The sequence below is a fragment of the Arthrobacter sp. D2-10 genome (assembly GCF_054161285.1).
This window is the reverse complement of record NZ_CP096431.1, coordinates 3046969-3065661: the sequence shown is the minus strand read 5'-3', so window position 1 is coordinate 3065661 and position 18693 is coordinate 3046969. Positions and strand designations below refer to the sequence as shown.

The following is an 18693-nucleotide window of genomic DNA, read 5'->3' as shown; positions in this document are numbered from 1 at the left end:
AGGTGTGGGCTAGTGCGGCTGGTTCTTGCGCCGGAGTGAGTCGATACCGACCGCAACCGCGATCACCAGGCCGATGACCACCTGCTGCCAGAACGAGGAGACGTTGAGGAGATTCAGCCCGTTACGGATCACGACCAGCACCAGCGCACCCACCAGGGTGCCGCTGATCCGGCCGATGCCGCCCGCCAGCGAGGCTCCACCGATGACGACCGCGGCAATCGCGTCAAGCTCGTAACCGGCCGCGGCCTGTGGCTGGGCGGAATCAAGGCGGCCTGAAAGGAGAAGGCCTGCGAGACCCGCGAAGAGGCCGGAGAGCGCGAAGACAGTAACCAGCACCTTCCGCACGGGAACTCCGGACAGGCGGGCCGCTTCCCTGTTGCCGCCGACGGCGTACATGTAGCGCCCCATAACGGTGAAGTTGAGAATGAAGGCTGCGACGACGCCGGCAATGACGAGCACGATGATCGGCATGGGAACCGGGCCGATATTGCCGCCGAGGAAAGAGACCTCCGGGGCGGTGCCGATGGGCCGGCCGTCGGAAATGACGAGGGTCAGGCCGCGCGCGACGCTCAGCATTGCCAGGGTGGCGATGAACGAAGGCAGTTTCCCGTAGGCGACGGCGAAGCCGCTCACCGCACCGCTCACGGCGCCGATGAGTAGACCGCCGATGAGCGCCACCCATCCCGGCATCGAACCCTGCGAGAACATCCATGCTGACCCCATAGCGGAGAGCGCTGCCACGGAACCGACCGACAGATCGATTCCCGCGGCCACGATCACGAACGTCAGCCCGAATGCGAGCACTGCAATTACGGAGGCCTGGATGCCGATGTTGAGCAGATTCGGGCCGGTGAGGAAGTCCGGCGTCGCAATGAACAGCGCGAGGCCGAGGACGAACAGGCCGACGAGCGCGCCGTTGTCCGCCAGGAACCTTCCCACTTGTGAGCCGCTGCGCGCTTTCTTCGACGCGGTAGCCGTTGCAACCTTATTCATGACCGTCCTCCATCAGCTTGTCTTCAAGATCGCGCTGTACATCGCGCACCGCCAGCGACATCACGGCGTCCTGCGTCGCGTCATCAGCGCTCAATTCACCGGAAATGTGCCCACCGCTCATCACGAGCACCCGGTCGCTCATGCCCAGTACTTCGGGCAGCTCGCTGGACACCATGACGACGGCGCCGCCCGCGGCAGTGATCGCGTTCATCAGTTCGTAGATTTCCACCTTGGCGCCGACATCGACGCCCCGGGTTGGTTCATCGAGCAGGAGGACCGTCGACCCGGCAACGATCCAGCGGGCGAAGACCGCCTTCTGCTGGTTTCCACCGGACAGCGAGCCGACCACCTGGTCGATGTTGTGCATCCGGATCCGGAGCCTGTCAGCCACGGCCTGCGCCCGCTTGCGTTGTCCGGAGCGGTCCACGAGCCCCGTCTTCGCCGTCGTCGACAGCGTCGCGTAGCCGATGTTCTCGTTGACCGCTGCGCCGAGGACCAGTCCGTGGGCCTTGCGGTCTTCCGGGACATGCCCAACTCCGGCCCTGATTGCTGCGCCGATGCTGGACTTGGGCAGTTCCTTGCCGCGGACCCGCACGGACCCGCTCGTGTACGGGTCGACGCCGGCAATTGCCCTGATGACCTCAGTGCGGCCTGCCCCCACAAGGCCCGCAAGCCCCACCACCTCGCCCGCCTTCACAGAGAACGAGACGTTGTTGACCAGACCCTTGGTCGAGAGGCCGTCAACCTCCAGGAGCGTGTCCGCCGGGCCGTTGTACTCGCGGCGCCGCGGGAACTGCTGTTCGATGGAGCGCCCGACCATGAGCCTGACGAGCTCATCCTCGTGCGTGTCGGCGGGGACCTCGGCGATGAACTCACCGTCGCGAAGAACTGAGACGGAGTCGCCGATGGCTGCGATCTCGTCGAGGTGATGCGAGATGAACACCATGCCGACGCCCCGCTTGCGGAGGTCCTCGACTACTGCGAACAGCGCTGAGATCTCACGCTTGGTCAGGGCTGCGGTCGGTTCATCCAGGATCAGCATGCGGGCGTTGAGGCTGAGGGCCTTGGCAATCTCGACGAGCTGCTGGCGCGCGATTCCCAGTTCGCCCACCTTGTGGTCGACGTCAATGTCGAGGCCGATCATCGCAAGAGCGTTGCGTGCAATCTCGCGCATTTCCCGCCGGTCCACCAGCCCGAAGCGGCGCGGGTACCGGCCCATGCAGATGTTTTCTGCGACCGTCATCGACCCCACGAGGTTCAGTTCCTGGTGGATGGTCGCGATCCCGAGTGCCTCGGATGCGTTGGTGTCGGGGAGCCGGACTTCCGTTCCGTCGACGAGGATACGGCCGCCGTCGGGTTGATAGACGCCCGCCATCATCTTAATCAGCGTGGATTTGCCCGCTCCGTTCTCACCGAGGAGGACCTGCACCTTGCCCGGGCGCACGCTGACAGTCACGCCCTTGATGACTGTCACCGGGCCGAAGGACTTGGTGACGTTCTCCAGCGTCAGGATCGGGCCGTCGGTCATGGTGTTTCGGGTCCCTGGGTTATCGCTCATGAAGTTATGCCTCCTGGAGGGGAAGGGTGGAACCGCGGACAATGAGGCGGCTGGGCAGGATGACCGATTCCGGTTTTTCGCCGGCGATCACCTGGGTCAGAAGGTCGACTGCGGTGCGGCCCATGGCATTGACGTCATGTGCAATCACTGTCAGGGCCGGATTGACGAGGGTGAACGCTTCGATGTCGTCGTAAGCGACGAAGGCTAGGTCCGTGCCGATGCCGAGTCCCCGCTCGTTACAGACGCCCACTGCGCCGATGCTCATGAGGCTGTCCGCGGCAAGCAGCGCCGTGGGGGGTTTGGGAAGTCCCAGGAGCTGGCGGGCGCCTGCCGCACCACTGGCGGACTGGAAGTCGCCGAAGAAAATGAGCTCGGCGTCGTCGTGCGCGTTGGTCTCGGCGAGAGCAGCCTGGAAGGCGGCGAGGCGCTCACGCCCGGTGGAGGTTGACTGCGGCCCGGCGATGTAGCCGATGCGGCGGTGGCCCAGCTGAACCAGGTGCCGTACGGCTTCCTGGACGCCGGTGACGTTGTCCGGAGTGACGCTGGGAACCGTGGTGTCCGGAACAACGCGGTCGACGAAGACGGTGGGTACACCGCTGTCGAGAATCGGCTTCAGTCCTGCGAGATCACCCTGAGGTGCAGCGATGAGGCCGTCGACCCGCTGGGTCAGCATGATGTCGAAGTAGCGGTCCTGCTGCTCCGCGTCTTCGTTCGCGTTCCCGAAGAGGGTGAGGTATTTGAATTCGCGGGCCCGCTGTTCCACAGCGTGCGCAAGGTCCGCGAAGAAGGGGTTCCGGACATCGGGGAGGACCAGGCCGATGGTTTGGGTGCTGGTCTTGCGGAGCGACCGCGCCTGGGCATTCGGCCTGAAGCCGAGCTGGTGTGCGGCCTCGCTGACAGCGGTCCGGGCCTCCTCGGAGGTGGAGGGGTGGCCGGAGAGCACACGGGATGCTGTGGCTACTGAGACGCCGGCCTTGACGGCTACATCCCTGATCGTCACTGATCGCACTTGTGCTCCTGCGTTTACTCGTGGAATCGATTCCATGGAATCGATTACAAACTATGGCACACGTCACCCCATCGGTCAAAAGGAAGTAATGAAGCCCGCACGCTGTGCACGTGGACGCCCGCCGACTATAGGCTTGGTCGGTACCTCTGCAGGGATAGGAGAGTCAGATGGACTCGTCAATGGAAGCGATCCGCAACGAAGTCATCCGCCGGAATCCGGGGGAGACCGAGTTCCACCAGGCCGCGGACGAGGTCTTCGATTCATTGGGGCCGGTCCTCGCGAAGCACCCCGAATTCGTTGAGGCGTCGATTCTCGAACGCATCTGCGAGCCCGAGCGGCAAATCATCTTCCGGGTGCCGTGGGTGGATGACGAGGGCAAGGTCCGCATCAACCGCGGCTTCCGCGTCGAGTTCAACTCTGCGCTTGGACCCTATAAGGGCGGGCTTCGCTTCCACCCGTCGGTCTACCTGGGGATCGTGAAGTTCCTCGGTTTCGAGCAGATCTTCAAGAATGCGCTGACCGGCATGCCGATCGGCGGAGGCAAGGGCGGCTCGGACTTCGATCCACGCGGGCGCAGCGACGGCGAGGTCATGCGCTTCTGCCAGTCCTTCATGACTGAGCTCTACCGCCACATCGGGGAGTACACGGATGTGCCGGCCGGTGACATCGGTGTCGGCACCCGTGAGATCGGCTACATGTTCGGCCAGTACAAGCGGATCACCAACCGCTACGAGTCCGGCGTCCTCACCGGCAAGGGAATCGGGTGGGGCGGTTCGCTGGTTCGCCCGGAGGCAACGGGTTTCGGTGCAGTGCTCTTCGCGAAGGAAATGCTCGCTACCCGGAACCTCTCGTTCGAAGGCCAACGGGTAGTTGTCTCTGGCTCCGGCAACGTAGCCCTTCACGCCATCTCCAAGGCGCAGTCGTTCGGTGCGAACGTAATCACCTGCTCCGACTCCTCCGGGTATGTCGTCGAGGAGCAGGGCATCGACGTCGAACTCCTCCGCGACATCAAGGAGAACCAGCGCCTGCGCGTCAGCGACTACGCGCAGCAGCGTGGATCCGGCGCGGTGTTCGTAGAGGGAGGTTCCGTGTGGGATGTGGACGGCACGGTCGCGCTGCCCTGTGCCACCCAGAACGAACTGGACGACGCCGCCGCGAAGCGCCTTCTGGAGAACGGCCTGATCGCGGTCGCTGAGGGCGCCAACATGCCAAGCACACCCGCTGCAATCGAACTGTTCCAGGAAGCGAAGATCCTTTTCGGCCCGGGGAAAGCAGCCAATGCAGGCGGCGTTGCGACCTCGGCCCTAGAGATGCAGCAGAACGCCAGCCGCGACGCGTGGTCTTTCGAGCACACGGAACAGCGGCTCGAGCACATCATGGCGAATATCCACGAACGCTGCGCCGCGACGGCCGACGAGTACGGTCTTCCCGGCAACTACGTCGCCGGAGCCAACATCGCGGGGTTTGTGCAGGTCGCCAACGCGATGCTGGCGCTGGGTGTGGTCTAGGGCGACCCGCCCTTCACGCCGACGCCGAATACTTACGGTGGCGGTACTCCGTGGGACTCACTCCGAACCTTCGTTTGAACGCCGTACTGAGTGCGAACGGGCTGCCGTATCCCACCTCGGCGGCGATGCGCGCGGTGGTGCGGCGCGCATCGGCGAGGAGCTCGCTGGCCAACAACATTCGCCAGTTCGCCAGGTAGGTCATCGGCGGTTCACCGACTGACGATCGAAAGCGCGCTGCCAGGGTGGCCCGTGAGACATTGACTCGCCCGGCCAGGGAGCTCAGAGTCCAGGGATCGGCGGGATGGGTGTGCAGCAGTTCAAGCGCTTCGCCGACCACGGGGTCGGCGCCCGCGGACAGCCACCCGGTGGTCCGGTCAGGATGGGCGGCGGTCCAGGCGCGGAGGGCATGTACGAGAAGTACATCCAGCATCCTGTCGATGATGCTGCCCTGCCCCGGTGCGTCGGTGGAGATCTCGTCGGCAAGTAACTGCAGCAGTACGGCATTGATCTCCCCGCTGGGAACGACGGCGGTGCGCGGCAAGGCCGCTGTCACCGCGGAGCCGATCTCGGCGTCGGACTCGTACGTGCCGATCAGCATGGTGGTCTCTCCCTCGGCAGTGTTGCCCCAGGTCCGTACGCCGTGGCTCATGCTCAGACGGACCGGTTCCCCGCTGAGAGTGGTGCATTCCTGCCCGGGGTGGATGACGATGCTTGCCCCGCGCAGCGGTTCATCGGCGACGAGATAGGGATCTCCGGCGCGCACCATAGCGATATCCCCGGCGCTCAACCGGACCGTATCCCCATCTGCGGTGAGCCATGCGTACCCCGACAGTACCGCCATGATCGTGAGGGGTGCCCCGTCACGCACGTCCAGTGCCCACGGCGGGCTCATCGCCACCCGCAAGGCGAACGCCCGCCGGGCATGAGGGCCGTCGAGGAAGTGCACCAGTGGGTCCATAGCAACCAATCTAGACGATCGCGTATGGAAAGATGCGGATGAGCTATGTGCAGTCTGGATGTACTGCGGTGTGATGGAGCTATGACTACTTCTCAGTTCCTCATCATCGGTGGCTCCGGCAGGACCGGGCGTCGTATCACCAGCCGGCTGGAGTCCCGTGGGCTGCCCTTTCGTGCCACTTCCCGCCATACCGGTCACCTCTTCGACTGGCACAACACCTCCACGTGGGACGCAGCGCTAGACGGCGTCACCTCCGCCTACGTCTGCTACTCCCCGGACCTCGCCTTCCCGGGCGTCCCGGAGCTGATCGCGGACTTCTCCGCGCGTGCAAGGACTCGCGGCGTTCGACGCCTTGTCCTGCTGTCGGGACGTGGGGAGGAGGGCGCGATCGCGAGCGAGCAGGCACTGCAACAATCCGGCATCGAGTGGACCGTTCTCCGCTCCTCCTGGTTCGCGCAGAACTTCAGCGAGCACTTCCTGCTGGGCCCGGTACTGCGGGGAAGACTCGTGCTTCCGGCGGGCGACGTCGTCGAGCCCTTTGTCGATCTGGACGATCTCGCTGAAGTGGCTACCAGTGCACTCCTCGGTGAGATCGACGCCGGACGCGTTTATGAGCTCACCGGACCGCGCCTGCTGTCCATGCACGACGTCGCCGCTGAACTATCAGCCGCCGCTGGCCGTTCCATCGAATACGTTCCCGGCACCCCGGAGGAGTTCGTGACGGATGTCGAGGCCGACGGCATTCTCCGCCAAGAAGCGGAACCCCTTGCCGAGCTGTTCGACACGATCCTCGACGGACGGAACGCCTCCCTAACCGGTGACCTCGGCGAAGTACTCGACCGCGAGCCGACGGATTTTTCGGTCTATGCCCGCCGCGCTGCCGCCACCGGTGTGTGGAGCGTGCCCGCCAGGATGACGGCATGAGCCTGGTTGAGACTGTCGCCACCACGGCGGCAGCGGTATGTGCCGGAGCGACCGGCGGCGTTTACGTCGCGTTCTCCACCATGGTGATGCCCGCGCTCAACACTCGCGCTGCGAGTGAGGCGGTCGCCGTGATGCAACGTATCAACGTGCGGGCGGTCCGCCCGCCGTTCATGACCCTCTTCTTCGGCGGGGCGCTCGCATCGGTGGTTGCCGGGGTCGCCTCCCTGACCTCAGAGACGCCGAGCATGATGCGGTTGACCGGAGCGGCGCTGTCTTTGGCCAGCCTCGGCCTGACAGTGGCCGTCAACGTTCCGCTCAACAACGCGCTCGCTCGGCTCCCCGCGGGAACCGGCAGTGGAGCCGGTCCAGACAAGCTGGGGGGTTGGCGCGCGTTCGAACGCCCGTGGACCCGCGCGAACAGCATGAGAGCCGCGCTAGCGATCGCCGGTGCCGTGGCGCTGGCCGGCTCCCTGGCGGGGTAACACGTCGGATGGAGTGTCAGATCTTGGCTGTTCCCCGGAAGCACGTAGTTGTGGCGCCGCCCACCCAGACGGTGCCGTCGTCGTCGGCCGTGATGGTGATGTCTCCGGCCCGCCCGAGTCGGCTGCCCTGCGAGACCCGGTAGGTCGACGGCACCGCGCCGGTGCCGATCAGCCACTGGCCGACCGAGGCATTCATGCTCCCGCAGACCGGGTCTTCGACGATCCCTACGGCGGGAGCGAAGGTCCGCATCTCGTAGGCGTGCTCCGAGCCTTCAGGGTACGCGCCGATGGCGCCGATCATCGCCGTCGGGATCTGCGAAAGGTCGGGTTCGAGGTCCAGCACCTCCTGCGCGGTGCGCAACCGGATGACGGCCCAGCCCGGCCCGTTGTCCACCCACTGGTGGGAGAGAACCTGGTCTTCCCGGATGCCGAACGCGGTCACAATCTGCGCGAGGTAGTCAATTTCCAGGTCTCCGGTGCGCTGAGTGGCGGGGGCGGCGAAGGACAGGATGCCGCTACCGCGCCGGACGTTGATCAGCCCGGCTGTGCATTCCTGCACCACGCAATCAGCCGAGAGCGGGGTGCCGCCGGCTTCGAGCCAGGCATGGGCGGAACCGAGGGTGGGATGACCGGCGAACGGCAGCTCACCGCCGGGGGTGAAGATCCGTACGCGGTAGTCCGCTTGGGGGTTCGTGGGTGGCAGCAGGAAAGTGGTCTCGGAGAGATTCGTCCAGCGTGCGACGCGCTGCATGTCGTCGGTGTTGAGCCCGCTGCCGTCGATAATAACGGCGACCGGGTTGCCCAGATAGGGCGTGGAGGAGAAGACATCGACCTGTGCGAAAGGGCGGGGAGTTGTCATGGGAGTCAGTCTTTCAGAGTGTGGAGGAGCGGTGGGAGAGTGACGTCTTTGGCTGCCTGTCGAGTCCGCACCGCAAGGCCCGCGCAGAGAATGACTGCCAGGCCCCCGACGATCGTTGCCCATCCGAGGCTCTCGCCCAACAGGACTGCTGCCCAGGCAATGCTCAGGACCGGTTGTGCGAGCTGTATCTGGCTGACTCGCGTCATGGGCCCGATCGCAAGACCCCGGTACCAGGCGAAAAAGCCGAGGAACATGCTGACCACTCCGAGATAGGCGAAGGCGGCCCACTCAATCGACGTGGCTGCCGGAGGTTCCTGGAGGAGCGCGACAGCGGTCAGGGCAATCATCAGCGGTGAGGCAACGACGAGCGCCCAGGAGATCACCTGCCAGGAGCCCAACTCGCGCGACAGTAACCCGCCTTCGGCATACCCGACGGCGGCGGCCAGGACTGCAGCGAGCAGTAGGAGGTCTGCCCAGCCGAGAGGGCCGAAACCACCCGATTGAAAGAGTGCGAAGGCAATCGCCGCAAGGGCGCCGACGCCCGTCAGTATCCAGAAGCCCAGCGGTGGCCGCTCATGGCCGCGCAGGACCGCCGCCGTTGCGGTCGCGGCAGGCAGGAGCGCGAGGACGACGGCGGCGTGGCTGGCGGGTACAGCTGTGAGCGCGTAGGAACTCAGGAGCGGGAAGCCGACCACAATCCCACCGGCAATCACCGCGAGACGCGCCCACTGCCGGCCGCGGGGCAGGCGTTGCCGCGTGAGCACCAGCGCGAAAGCTGCGAGCACGGCTGCCACCACTGCCCGACCGGAGCCAATGAAGAGCGGAGACATGCCTTCGACCGCGACACGGGTGAAGGGGACGGTGAAGGAGAATGCCGCAACTCCAAGCAGACCCCACCAGAGGCCGGCGGGGCGAGCCGGTAGCAGTATCGGCGAAAGGATAGTAGCGCTACTATTGCTGTACATGAACAACGATAGCAGTTCCCGGATCGTGGCGTCACTGAATGAGTGGATTGCCGGCGCTGCGCCAGGGTCGCGGCTACCTTCCACCCGGACGCTCGTGGCGGAACATCGCGTCAGCCCGGTAACAGTACAGAAAGCGCTGCAGACTCTCGTCGCGCGGGGTCAGGTCGAGAGCCGCCCGGGTGCCGGAACATTCGTGCGCACTGTCCGGACCGCCCGTCCGGCCGACTATGGCTGGCAGACTGCCGCGCTGCGTTCACCGAAGGCTCCAGCCCGCGGCCTTCCGACGGCGTTGCGCGGTATCCAGCACGACGTCATCGCCTTCCACTCGGGTTACCCTGACCAGGAGCTTTTGCCGGTACGCGCGGTCCGTGCGGCGCTCACCCGGGCGTCCCGCAGCGATGCGGCGCTGTCCCGGCCGCCGGCGGCAGGGCTGCCCGAACTGCAGTCCTGGTTTGCGCAGGAACTGCGGGCTTCAACCCCGGCCGGTGTCTCCCCGCCCGCGCCCAGCGACGTGATCATCCTTCCTGGCAGTCAAAGTGGCCTCAGCACGATCTTCCGTGCACTCGCCGGCAGCGGGCAGCCGATCCTCATGGAGTCGCCCACCTACTGGGGAGCTATCGTGGCCGCCGCTCAGGCCGGTGTGGAAGTGATACCGATTCCGAGCGGAGCCGACGGACCTGACCCCGAGGTGCTCGCCCGGGCCTTCGAGGAGACAGGTTCCCGCCTCCTCTATGCGCAGCCCAATTACACGAATCCCACCGGTGCCCAGTGGTCTGCCGAGCGCAGCGCGCACGTACTCGATGCAGTCCGCGCTCACGGCGCCTTCCTCGTGGAGGATGACTGGGCGCATGACTTCGGCATCAACACGAGCTCAACCCCCGTCGCTGCGCGCGACGACTCGGGTCATGTGGTCTACCTTCGTTCACTGACGAAGAGCGTCTCTCCCTCGGTCCGGGTTGGAGCCGTGGTTGCTCGCGGACCGGCGCGGGAACGGATTCTTGCAGATCACGGAGCCGGAGCGATGTATGTCAGCGGACTCCTGCAGTCCGCCGCACTGGAGGTGGTGACGCAGCCGGCCTGGCAGACACATCTGCGCGGGCTGCGCCAGCAGCTCCAGTCCCGCCGTGACCTGCTGCTGGCCAGCCTGCGGGAGCACGCGCCGCAAGCGCACATTGACCTCATACCGAAGGGCGGGCTGAATCTGTGGGCGCGGCTGCCCGACGGAACCGACGTCGAACTGTTGGCCCGTGATTGCGAGGCTGCCGGCGTCGTTATCGCGGCAGGGAACGAGTGGTTCCCGGCCGAGCCTGCGGGCCCCTTCATCCGGCTCAACTATGCGGGCGGGCACCCCGGACAGTTCCCGCAGGGCATTCGGGTTCTCGGTGAGATGCTCGAGCGTCAGCTCGCTGGCGGGGCGAGCTAAGGCGTCGTCGGAGTCTCTGTAGCCGTCTCCGCCGCCGTCTGCGCATAGGACGCTGAGACCCGGCGGTAGACCGGGGTAAAGAAGGCCAGCAGCGCGGCGGCGATGATGACGATGCCGGCGATCAGGAACACCAGCGCGATGCCGCGGGAGGTTCCCTCGCCGAGGAGCGGGGCCAGCTGGGCGGCGCCCTCTGTTGAGCGGGCGTACGGGATGATCCAGATCTGGGCGATGGGAGCGATGAGGAATGCGGTGATCGGGGCAGCCGCAGACTCCAATGCCATGGCCAATCCGAACACGCGTCCCTGCCGGTTCAGCGGCACCACCCGCTGGATGACCGTCTGCTCGGCGGCTTCGATGAACGGGATCAGGACGAGGTACAGCCAGATACCGGCGATGTAGAGCCAGGCCCACTCGCGGATCGTGAAGACTGCCCCGATCACGCCCATCACGACGACGGCAATGAGCATGGTGCGCAGCGGATTGGACCCCAGGCCGAACTTGGCGATCAGCGCACCGCCCACAATGAATCCGGTGGCGCCGAGCGCGAAGAAGGTTCCCCACAGTTCCACGGGAAAGAGCTCCAGCCCGTAGGGATCCATCAGCGCCATGTAGACGCCGCCCACGAAGTTGTTGAACGTGGAGAACAGGATAAGCGCGAACAGGCCCGAGATTGCCATGACGGCGGCCCACGAACCCCGCAGGTCGAAGCCGCCGTGTGCGTCGGTGGCGGCAGCACGCACCTCCTCGGGCATGCGCAGCGTCAGCAGGTGAGCGAACGCAAGGGCGGTCAGCACAAGGGCAACGACGATCGTCCAGCCCATGCCGAGCAGCCCGACCGACAACCCGGAAAGCACGGAGGTGATGATGAACATGATGCCCTGCACCATTCCCACCAGTCCGTTGGCGTTCGCTCGACGGTCGGGCTCGATGAGGATGGTGACCGTTGTGGCCAGGGCGATGTTCCGCATGTTCTCCACCACCGCACCGATCAGGATGATCATGGTGAAGACCCAGAACCACGGCTGTCTCAGGTCGAGAAGGCTGGATTCGGGCGTCATGAGGAACATGGCCCCGGAGAGCAGGAACATCACCAGGGTGAATGCGCCGGCGAAGCGCATCACCGCCAGCTTCCGGTAGCGGTCCACGAACGTGCCGAAGCTGATGCTCGAGAGGGCAATCAACAGCATGTACGCGCCGCCGATCACCCCGGTGGCAATGACGTTGCGGGTTTCCAGATACGCCCAGAACGTTAGGGCGAACCACAGATAACTGGTGGTGATGTTTGCGACGCCGGTGTTCACGAGGATGCCCATGAAGGTGCGGTTTCTCTCCGCCGGAGAGCGCAGGGAAGTGTCAATGAAGTCGTCGAGGCTTGTGCCTCCGGAGGGAGTTGCCGCAGCCCCCTCCGGGGCAGGGTCCTGCCCGGTCATGCGCCTCAGTGTACTAGCCCGACGACGACGGCACCCGGCCGGTCCCGCTCACCGGTCAGCGCTCGGTGAGGGCAGCTTCGAGGATGTCGATGACCTGGGCCCGCTGGATGGCGCAGTTGGATGCAGGCCAACCCGTAACCGCGAAGATGCTTGCCACCTCGGCGCTGGCGTCCCATTCCGGCTTGTCCTCCTCATTGAGCCGGTACACGGTGAATATGATGGGCCGTCCCTGCGCGAGACGGCGTTCGGCGATCGCGGCGATGCGCTCTGCGGCTTTGCGCGGCGTCGAAAGGAACTGGCCGGCGGCCGTGCCGACCTTCACTTCCCACAACTTGCCTGAGGATGCCGGGGTGACCTGCGACTGTTCGATGATTTGTGCCGTCATACCCGTTATGTTTGCGGCGGCTCGTGGGTAGTTACACGGCAATGGGCACGATTTGATTACGAGCCGAGTGTAGGAAACATCTCACCCCTTCGATGGGGGAGCAGGGAGCCGCCGCACCTAAAATTGAGGGCAGGACAACGCCGCTTCAGAGGGAGCTCCCCATTCAGACGATCAGTGCCCCATTGGCCCCGTCACCGGTCAAGCACAGCAAGCTCGAAGATGTTTTGGGGCTGCTGATCGGCACTTTCGTCGTTTCGCTCGGCCTCTTCCTCCTCAAGAGCTGCTCTGCGGTAACCGGCGGAACAGCGGGCATCGCGCTCCTCCTCAACTACGGCATCCCGGTCAATTTCGGCGTGCTGTTCCTCGGTATCAACCTGCCGTTCTTCATTCTCGCGGCCCGCAGGAAGGGCCTGGGCTTCACCGTTCGAAGCGGTGCAGCCATCCTTCTGGTGTCGGCTCTGTCCTACCTGCATCCTCTCGCCGTCGAATTCCCCGCGATGAATACCTGGTACGCGGTGGTAGCCGGCAGCGTCCTGTGCGGGATCGGCCTGCTCATCCTGTTTCGACACAACTCAAGCCTGGGCGGGTTCAACATTGCGGCGCTGATTCTGCAGGAGCGGTTTGGTCTGCGCGCGGGCTATGTTCTGATGGGTCTCGATGCCGCCGTCGTGCTGGCGTCGATGCTTGTGGTCCCGCCCATGACCGCCCTTGTCTCCGGCGTCGGAGTGGTCATGTTGAATCTCATCCTCGCGCTGAACCATCGGCCCGGACGGTATCTGGCCTCCTAGTCTGAGGAGAAGCCGCGCGAGAGGTAGATGATTTTCCGGCAGATGATCCGTCTACCCGGCGAGCACGGCAATCACCAACGAAGGAGCCAGATACCATGACTGAAACGTCGACCGACTCACTGTGGGAGCTGATGCGCGCAGAGCGGGCTGCATTGGCTGAGGACCTGGCCGATTTGGTGCCCGAGCAGTGGCGCCATGCCACGTTGTGCGGGAAATGGGATGTGGAACAGGTGGTCGCCCACCTCACTGCTGCTGCAAGCCTCAATAGATGGCAGTGGATGCGCAGCATGCTCGGAGCGGGCTTTCGCCCCACCGTGCACAACCAGCGCCGGCTGGAGGAACAGCGCGGCGATTCCCCGAGTGCAACGCTGGCCCGATTCCGCGCCGTCATCGACAGCCGTATTGCGCCGACTCCTGACATCGCAGCGTTCCTCGGCGAGGTCGTTGTGCACGCACAGGACATCCGCCAACCGCTTGGCCTTGTGCGGGAGCCACGCGTTGGGGCGCTGATTCCAGTCGCCGAGTTCTTCGCGAGTCGGAACTTCGCCGTCAATAGCCGAACGCTCGTCAAGGGCCTGCAGCTAAGGGCAAACGACAGCCCCTTCACCGCCGGCACAGGAAATCTGGTTAACGGGTCAACGCTGGCTCTTGTCATGGCGATGGCTGGCCGAACGGCGCACCTCGACGCGTTGGATGGCCCGGGCGTGCCGATCCTGCGTTCGCGTATCGCGGGCTGACCTAGAGAAGGAACGCGGCCTCGGTCTTCGAGCAGATGTCCTTGACCTGCCCGATCAGGGCATCGCTCAGCGGGATGCCGCTCTCAAGCCGCTCAGCCCGGACGGATCGTTCATTGTCCCCGGGCACCAAGACCGGCCGCTCCGGTGACACTGCTGGTTCAGTGCGGAGCGTGTCGAGGATATCGGAGACGGACGCGGTGAACTGTTTAGGATCGCCGAAGAAACCGGGGTCGATCGCGAGGCAGAAGTGGCCGATGTTGTCGGGGCCGGCAGGGTCTTTCAGGGGGGCAAATGTTGCTCCGGCGAGGGCGCCCGCGAGGATCTGCACCATCAGGGCCAGCCCGTAACCCTTGTAGCTCGAGAGTGATTCGGTTCCGCCCAGCGGGCTGAGCCCACCGTGTTCTTCGGCCCGGAGCTGAGCGAAGGCCGCATGGGAATCGGTGACAGGTTCGCCTGATCCATCGAGTACCCAGCCCTTGGGCAGATCCTGCCCGCGGTAGTCGTACACCTTGACCTTGTTCATGGCCACGGTGCTGGTCGACATGTCCAGCAGGAAGGGTGCGTCAGCGTCACCGCTCGGTGCCGCGAAGGCCAGCGGATTCGTCCCTAGCAGCGGACGGGCACTTCTCGTGGGCACCACCGACTTGCCCGGCGTGGTTGAGGTAACCAAACCCACCAGCCCTGCATCAGCGGCAATCTTGGCGTAGTAACCGGCTGCACCAAAATGATGGGAGTGGTGCACCGTCACAACCCCAACGCCAGATTTTTTGGCCTTTGCGACGGCGAGCTCCATTGCCGCGACCATGGTCGCGTGACCGAGATTGTTTCCACCGTCGACGACGGCGGTCGCTGCAGTCTCCCGGCTCACCACCGGTTCGGCGCGGAAGTTCACCTTCCCCGTACCGATGAACCGCTGGTAGGTCGGAAGCATCGAAATGCCGTGGGAGTCGATCCCTGCAAGATCCGTTTCGACCATGACTTCCGCCGTGGTGCGCGCTCTTTCCGGCGTCATACCCCACGCCTCGAGTACCGCCAGGATCTGAGCGCGGACCGTTTCTGCCGGGTACATGTTCACAAGGCTGCCTTTCGTCGTCGAACGCGGTTACTTCGATTCAAGCGGGAATCAGCGCGGGATGTAACCCAACGCCGAGCGGCGGGGCCGATCGAATTGCGGATCGGACCCCGCCGTCGTCACCGGTGCCTAGGCCTTGCCGTTTCTGTCCCTCAGCGCGGAATTTCAGCGTTGTACGGGGTCTCCGTCTCCTAGCAACCGCGCGATCGCGACGCGGTCGGGAGCTGCTTCCCAGTCACCCGGCGCGGTGCAGGCGATCGCGCCGCAGGCGGCAGCCGTGCGGAGACGGTCAGTCAAGGGGGCACCGGAAATGAGTTCCGCGAGATAGCCGGCAACGAAAGCATCACCGGCGCCGACGGTGTCGACGGCATGCACCGCGAACGCCGGCTGCTGGACGGCATCGCCATCGCACAGAGCGTAGGCGCCCTCGGCGCCCAGCTTCACGATTGCCTGCTTCGGGCCCATCCCGGTGATCGCCAGCGCTTGCGCAGCGGTTTCCTTCTCGCCGGTGAGTAGCTCCGATTCGTCATCCCCGGCGAAGACGACGTCGGCGCGCGCCGCAATCTCGCGGTACGCCCGGGCAGCCGTCGAATGGTCCCACAGGCGCGAGCGGTGGTTCACGTCGAAGGAGATAATAGTGCCGCTGTCACGCGCGGCATCGATCGCGGCATCCAGCGCCGCACGCGGCCCGGCACCCAGCGCGGCGGTAATTCCGGTGATGTGCAGGATCCGCGCGTCGCGGATGAGGTCCAGGTCCAGGTGTTCGGGCGCGAGGCGTGAGCCTGCGCTCCCGGCGCGGTAGTACGAGACAGCGCTGGAGCCCGCCGCCGGACGCTCCTTCAGCATGAGGGCGGTGGGGGCCTCCGGGTCACAGGTCGCCGCGACACTGACGCCCTCCGCGCGCAGCTGCCGACCGATGAGGCGGCCCAGCGCGTCGTCACCAAGGCGGCCCATCCACGTCGCCGGCACGCCGAGGCGCGCGACTCCGATCGCGACATTGCTCTCCGCACCGCCGAATCCCAAATCCATCGTCGGTACCAGCTCAAGACGGCCGATCCGGGATGCAACCAGCAGCCCCAAAGACTCACCGAGCGCGACGACGCTCATCGCGAGGACTCCGAGCCTGCCCCAGTGTCTGCCCCGGTGCTGACCGCGAGTGCCTGCCGGGCTGCCTCAGCGACAGCATCAGCACCCGCTGCGACACGTGTAGGAGCAGCGATCCACGAGCCGCTCACGGCAAACACGGCCGGATGTGCGAGGTAGTCGCCAAGGTTGGTGGTGTTGACGCCACCGCTGGGCATGAAGCTCACGCCCGGGAAGACCGGTGCAAGCGCATCGATCATGGAAAGTCCACCAATGGCGCCGGCGGGGAATAGTTTGAGGCGTTTGAGGCCGAGGCGGATGCCCCGCTGGATATCGCTCGGGGTCATCACGCCGGGCAGTACAGGGACTCCGGCGTCGAGCGCTGCTTCGACAACCTCCTCGTCGAGCCCCGGGGCAACCACAAACGCCGCACCGACGTCGAGTGCGCGCCGCAGCTGCTGGGGGTCAAGTACCGTGCCTGCACCGACGAGCACGTCTCCGCGTGCTGCGATGCGTTCGATCGCGGCCATCCCGTACTCGTTGCGCAAAGCGACCTCAAGGACCGGCAGGCCACCTGCGATGAGGCCGTCGGCCAGGATGTCTGCTGCAGCGCCATCCTCGACAGTCGCGAGCGGGACAACACCGCTGAGCTCGAGGCTCATCGCGCCATCCATCCGCCGTCGACCGGCAGGGTCACTCCGGTGACATAGGCGGCCGACTGGCTCGCAAGAAACACTGTGGCGCCCTGGAGGTCCTCAGCATTGCCCCAGCGGCCGGCTGGAATCCGGTCCAGGATGGCCTGCGAGCGGTCCTCGTCAGCGCGCAACGCAGCGGTATTGTCGGTGGCAATGTACCCGGGTGCGATGGCGTTCACTGTGACGCCCCGTGCCGACCACTCGTTGCTGAGAGCCTTCACCAAGCCGGCAATACCGGATTTCGCTGCGGTGTACCCGGGCACGGTGATGCCGCCCTGGAAGCTCAACAGGCTCGCGGTGAAAATGATGCGTCCATAGCCGCGCTCCAGCATTCCGCCGGCGACGGCCTGGGTGAGAACGAACTGGTTGCGCAGGTTCACGTCGAGCACCTCGTCCCACCACTCGAGAGGATGCTCGGCGGCCGGTGACCGGCGAATGGTTCCGGCATTGTTCACCAGAATGTCCGCGCGGTCCCGCACCGCCGTACCGAAGGCGGCAACGGTATCGCGGTCGCGGAAATCCACAGCGTGACCTTCGAAGGAGCGCCCCAGTTCACGTACACGCTCGCCGATAGCACCGCCGTCGGCTTCCTGGCTGGCGGACGCGGCGATGATGTTGGCACCGGCCATGGCCAGCCCTTCGGCCATCGCGAACCCGATGCCTCGACGCGCGCCGGTGACGACCGCGGTTGTTCCTGTCAGATCAAATGAGACACTCATGCCCGAACTCCTTGCACATCGACGAGAATTTTCATTGCGGACGCTGCAAGCAGCGCATCGAACGCTTCCGAGGTGTCATCGAGCGGCACCACCCGCGTGATGAGCGAGTCGGCCGGGACCACGCCGGAGGCGAGCAGTTCGATGGCGCGCTCAAAGTCCTCACGCTCGTAAACTCGGGCTCCAAGTACCTCCAGCTCACGCCAGAAGATGCGGTGAAGATCCACCGGCACGGGTTCGGGATGGATCGCAACGAAGACCACGCGGCCGCGGGTCCGCGCGTGCCGGGTCGCGTCGAGCGCGGTGCCACGGGTGCCCGCAACCTCGAAGACGACGTCGGCCCCGGCACCGTCGGTGTGTTCCTCAACGACTGCTGCAAGGTCGCCCTCGATCGGATCCACGACGATGGCGCCCTGGGCCGCAGCAAACGCACGCCGTGCGGCGTCGGGCTCAGCCAGGATGACGCCCGCTCCGGCTGCACGTGCGACGACGGCGATGAGTTGGCCGATAGGGCCGCCACCGATAACGACGGCGGTCTCGCCCGGTGCGAGCCGCGCACGCCGCACGTCATGTACCGCTACTGCGAGCGGTTCGACCAAGGCTGCGTGCTCAAGCGAAAGGCCTTCCGGCAGGGGAACGACGACGGACGCCGGCACAGTCCACTGTTCCTGTAGAGCGCCCGGGGAGTCGATACCGACGAAGTTGAGGCGCTGGCAGATGTGTTGATGTCCGGCGAGGCATGAGGCACACTCACCGCACCAACGCAGGGGCATGACCGTTACCGGTTGTCCGACGGTCAGAGAGTCCACGTCCGGGCCGACCGCGCTGATGACGCCGCTCATCTCGTGACCGATCACAGCCGGCGTTGCTACCCGTGCGTCCATGTGACCCTGAACGATGTGCAGGTCCGTTCCGCAGATTCCGTTGTATGCCACGCGGATCGTGACTTCGTCGGACGCAGGCGGGGTCGCTTCTGTGTGACCCACCTCGATCCTTCGGTCTCCCATGTATTTCGCTGCTCGCACTGCCATCTCCTTCGTCGGTCCTGCGTCCACGGAACCATGTTCCACTACGAGTTCCGTGTGGCGCAACTGAGTTCTATCTGGTT

The 18693-nt window shown here is 65.3% G+C and carries 19 protein-coding genes; 6 read left to right on the top strand and 13 right to left on the bottom strand.

The genetic code is table 11. From position 1 onward, the window contains the following. Positions 1–9: 9 nt before the first annotated feature. Genes M1D74_RS14345 through M1D74_RS14335 form a run of 3 tightly spaced genes read right to left on the bottom strand, consistent with a single transcriptional unit; the run spans position 10 to position 3560 of the window. Positions 10–993: an ABC transporter permease gene (locus M1D74_RS14345; protein ID WP_458115725.1), complete on the bottom strand. Its 984-nt coding sequence runs from the start codon at positions 991–993 to the stop codon at positions 10–12. Then, positions 986–2551, bottom strand: a complete 1566-nt coding sequence (locus M1D74_RS14340; RefSeq protein WP_458115724.1) for a sugar ABC transporter ATP-binding protein — start codon at positions 2549–2551, stop codon at positions 986–988. Before M1D74_RS14340 ends, M1D74_RS14345 begins: the two co-directional genes overlap by 8 nt. A 4-nt stretch (positions 2552–2555) precedes the next feature. Further along, entirely contained in the window at positions 2556–3560 is a 1005-nt protein-coding gene (locus tag M1D74_RS14335) for a LacI family DNA-binding transcriptional regulator (RefSeq protein WP_458115723.1), read from the bottom strand. A gap of 167 nt (positions 3561–3727) precedes the next feature. Between M1D74_RS14335 and gdhA the strand changes: the two genes are divergently transcribed. After that, the gene (gene gdhA, locus M1D74_RS14330) at positions 3728–5068 is read left to right on the top strand and encodes an NADP-specific glutamate dehydrogenase (RefSeq protein ID WP_309124712.1); all 1341 of its coding nucleotides are present in this window, start codon (positions 3728–3730) and stop codon (positions 5066–5068) included. Positions 5069–5081: 13 nt separating this feature from the next. Here the strand turns inward: gdhA and M1D74_RS14325 are convergent, their stop codons facing one another. Beyond that, entirely contained in the window at positions 5082–6026 is a 945-nt protein-coding gene (locus tag M1D74_RS14325) for an AraC family transcriptional regulator (protein ID WP_458115722.1), read from the bottom strand. A gap of 81 nt (positions 6027–6107) precedes the next feature. Here M1D74_RS14325 and M1D74_RS14320 point away from each other — a divergent pair, with 81 nt between their 5' ends. Together M1D74_RS14320 and M1D74_RS14315 are read left to right on the top strand one after the other, a co-directional pair. Further along, positions 6108–6950, top strand: coding sequence for a Rossmann-fold NAD(P)-binding domain-containing protein (locus M1D74_RS14320; RefSeq protein WP_309124714.1), 843 nt, complete (start codon positions 6108–6110; stop codon positions 6948–6950). Further along, positions 6947–7432 (top strand): anthrone oxygenase family protein, encoded by a 486-nt coding sequence (locus M1D74_RS14315; RefSeq protein ID WP_458115721.1) that lies wholly within the window; start codon positions 6947–6949, stop codon positions 7430–7432. The genes M1D74_RS14320 and M1D74_RS14315 overlap by 4 nt, the downstream gene beginning before the upstream one ends. A gap of 16 nt (positions 7433–7448) precedes the next feature. Here the strand turns inward: M1D74_RS14315 and M1D74_RS14310 are convergent, their stop codons facing one another. Continuing rightward, the gene (locus M1D74_RS14310; protein WP_458115720.1) at positions 7449–8291 is read right to left on the bottom strand and encodes a PhzF family phenazine biosynthesis protein; all 843 of its coding nucleotides are present in this window, start codon (positions 8289–8291) and stop codon (positions 7449–7451) included. A 5-nt stretch (positions 8292–8296) separates the two neighbouring features. Further along, positions 8297–9256: a DMT family transporter gene (locus tag M1D74_RS14305; RefSeq protein WP_309124566.1), complete on the bottom strand. Its 960-nt coding sequence runs from the start codon at positions 9254–9256 to the stop codon at positions 8297–8299. Here M1D74_RS14305 and M1D74_RS14300 point away from each other — a divergent pair. Next, the gene (locus M1D74_RS14300; protein WP_458115719.1) at positions 9255–10679 is read left to right on the top strand and encodes an aminotransferase-like domain-containing protein; all 1425 of its coding nucleotides are present in this window, start codon (positions 9255–9257) and stop codon (positions 10677–10679) included. The two genes, M1D74_RS14305 and M1D74_RS14300, sit on opposite strands and share 2 nt — an antisense overlap. Here the strand turns inward: M1D74_RS14300 and M1D74_RS14295 are convergent. Together M1D74_RS14295 and M1D74_RS14290 are read right to left on the bottom strand one after the other, a co-directional pair. Further along, on the bottom strand, positions 10676–12109 hold the full coding sequence (locus tag M1D74_RS14295) for an MFS transporter (protein ID WP_458115718.1): 1434 nt from the start codon (positions 12107–12109) through the stop codon (positions 10676–10678). The two genes, M1D74_RS14300 and M1D74_RS14295, sit on opposite strands and share 4 nt — an antisense overlap. 55 nt (positions 12110–12164) lie before the next feature. Next, positions 12165–12494, bottom strand: coding sequence for a hypothetical protein (locus tag M1D74_RS14290; RefSeq protein WP_458115717.1), 330 nt, complete (start codon positions 12492–12494; stop codon positions 12165–12167). Positions 12495–12676: 182 nt separating this feature from the next. On the opposite strand from M1D74_RS14290, the gene M1D74_RS14285 reads away from it, so the two are divergent. Both M1D74_RS14285 and M1D74_RS14280 read left to right on the top strand, forming a co-directional pair. Then, complete coding sequence (locus M1D74_RS14285; RefSeq protein ID WP_458115716.1) at positions 12677–13282, top strand: YitT family protein; 606 nt, start codon at positions 12677–12679, stop codon at positions 13280–13282. 95 nt (positions 13283–13377) lie between these two features. Continuing rightward, positions 13378–14019: a maleylpyruvate isomerase family mycothiol-dependent enzyme gene (locus tag M1D74_RS14280; protein WP_458115715.1), complete on the top strand. Its 642-nt coding sequence runs from the start codon at positions 13378–13380 to the stop codon at positions 14017–14019. 1 nt (position 14020) lies between these two features. Here M1D74_RS14280 and M1D74_RS14275 read toward each other — a convergent pair whose 3' ends face one another. The 5 genes from M1D74_RS14275 to M1D74_RS14255 all read right to left on the bottom strand — a co-directional run bounded on the left by M1D74_RS14275 (position 14021) and on the right by M1D74_RS14255 (position 18610). Then, positions 14021–15088: an Ldh family oxidoreductase gene (locus M1D74_RS14275; RefSeq protein ID WP_458115714.1), complete on the bottom strand. Its 1068-nt coding sequence runs from the start codon at positions 15086–15088 to the stop codon at positions 14021–14023. 168 nt (positions 15089–15256) lie between these two features. Then, positions 15257–16198 carry a sugar kinase gene (locus tag M1D74_RS14270; RefSeq protein ID WP_458115713.1) on the bottom strand — a complete coding sequence of 314 codons (942 nt, stop codon included), beginning with the start codon at positions 16196–16198 and terminating at the stop codon, positions 15257–15259. Continuing rightward, positions 16195–16836: a bifunctional 4-hydroxy-2-oxoglutarate aldolase/2-dehydro-3-deoxy-phosphogluconate aldolase gene (locus tag M1D74_RS14265; protein ID WP_458115712.1), complete on the bottom strand. Its 642-nt coding sequence runs from the start codon at positions 16834–16836 to the stop codon at positions 16195–16197. The genes M1D74_RS14270 and M1D74_RS14265 overlap by 4 nt, the downstream gene beginning before the upstream one ends. After that, on the bottom strand, positions 16833–17588 hold the full coding sequence (locus M1D74_RS14260) for an SDR family oxidoreductase (RefSeq protein WP_458115711.1): 756 nt from the start codon (positions 17586–17588) through the stop codon (positions 16833–16835). Before M1D74_RS14260 ends, M1D74_RS14265 begins: the two co-directional genes overlap by 4 nt. Next, positions 17585–18610, bottom strand: coding sequence for a zinc-dependent alcohol dehydrogenase (locus M1D74_RS14255; RefSeq protein ID WP_458115710.1), 1026 nt, complete (start codon positions 18608–18610; stop codon positions 17585–17587). Before M1D74_RS14255 ends, M1D74_RS14260 begins: the two co-directional genes overlap by 4 nt. Between the last annotated feature and the right edge of the window lie 83 nt (positions 18611–18693).